The organism is Aminobacter sp. P4_H6_2, from assembly GCF_056400805.1.
Window position 1 is genome coordinate 1 of record NZ_JBFUKO010000898.1, and the last position, 1,616, is coordinate 1,616.

Below are 1,616 nucleotides of genomic sequence, written 5' to 3' on the forward strand. Positions count from 1 at the left end.
GACGATGAGTTCACGCGCGTCGGTGAGCATGCTGCCCCAGCTGGGGAAGGGCGGGCGAATGCCAAGCCCGAGGAACGATAGCGCGGCTTCCGACAGCACAGCACCGCCCATGCCCAAGGTTCCGATCACMAGGATCGGACCCATCATGTTCGGCAAAAGCTGGGTGATCATGATGCGGATATTGCCGTAGCCAAGCGTCTTCGCAGCCTGGACGTAGCCGAGGCCCTTGAGCGACAAGGTTGAGCTACGCGCGATACGGCAGGTCCAGGACCAGTTGGTAAGCCCCAGCGCGATCAGCAGGCTCGGCAATCCCGGCCCGAGGATCGCGATGATGGCGATGGCAAAGATCAGCGAAGGARTGGCCAGCATGACGTTGGTCAGCCCATTGACCAGGTCGTCCCACCAGCCGCCGAAATAGCCGGCCGAGATACCCAGCGCGAGACCGATCACAGTGTTGATGAGCTGGGACACGATGCCCACGGTCAGCGAGATCCTGGCGCCATAGAGCACCCGTGTGTAGATATCGCGGCCTTGCGCGTCGGTGCCAAACCAGAATGTCCAGTCCGGCGGCAATTCGGCGTTCATCAGGTCGGCGTCGAGAACCGGGTCAAGATGTGAGAGCCAGGGTGCGAAAAGTCCCGCCAGAATGACCAGTGCCGTCAGGAAGCCGCCAACGATCAGGTTGAACTGGATACGCATGGCTCAGTCCTGCTTGATACGTGGATCGATCGCGGCATAGACGACGTCGACGATCGTGTTGATGAGCAAAAACCACAAGACGATGACGAGGATGCTGCCTTGCACGACCGGAATGTCGCGCAGCGCGACACTGTCGACCAGCAATGAGCCAAGGCCCGGCCAGGAAAACAGTTTTTCGATCACCACCGCCTGTCCCATCAGCGAGCCGAACTGCAGGCCGATGGTCGTGACGATCAGCACCAGCGCGTTGCGCGTCACATGCCAGCGCACGACGCGTCCACTGCTCATGCCTTTGGAATATGCTGTGCGAATGAAATCGGCATTCATCACTTCGAGCACGCCGGCGCGGGTCGTGCGGGCAAGCAGCGCCAGAGGCGTCAGGCCCAGCGTGATCGCCGGCAGGATCAGATAGCGCAGCCCGCCATCTCCGTAGCCGAAGCTGGGCAGCCAGCCGAGCTGGAGCGCGAAGAGATACATCAACAGCAGGCCGAGCCAGAACTGCGGCAATGACAGGCCCGAAACCGCGCCGATCATTGTCACCGTATCAAGAATGCTGCCGGGCTTGAGTGCTGCGAGAAACCCCAGCGGCACGCCGAAAACCACAGCAAAGACCATCGCTGCCATTGCCAGTTTCAGCGACGGCCATAGCCGCGCGCCGATCACGTCCGTCACAGGCTGCCGCGTTCGAAACGAGGTGCCGAGGTCGAAACGCGCAAGATCGTAGACGTAAGAGGTAAAGCGTTCGGGCAGCGACTTGTCGAGGCCGAATTCCTTGTTCAGCCGCTCGACAAGCAAAGGGTCGGATGCTGATCGCCCGTCGGCGATCAGGCTGGATGTGAAGCTTCCCGGAACCACCGAGAAGATGACGAAAATCAAAAGCGCGACCGCGATAACGGTCGGGATCGCCTGCAATATCC

Annotated in this window: 2 protein-coding genes; both read right to left on the minus strand. The window is 60.8% G+C overall.

Translation table 11 applies throughout. The annotated features are described in order from the left end of the window. Window positions 1–699, minus strand: a 699-nt coding sequence (locus AC1DUU_RS31445; protein WP_476787215.1) for an ABC transporter permease, incomplete at its 3' end; no start/stop codon positions are given. A gap of 3 nt (window positions 700–702) precedes the next feature. Further along, on the minus strand, window positions 703–1,614 hold the full coding sequence (locus AC1DUU_RS31450) for an ABC transporter permease (protein WP_476787216.1): 912 nt from the start codon (window positions 1,612–1,614) through the stop codon (window positions 703–705). Between the last annotated feature and the right edge of the window lie 2 nt (window positions 1,615–1,616).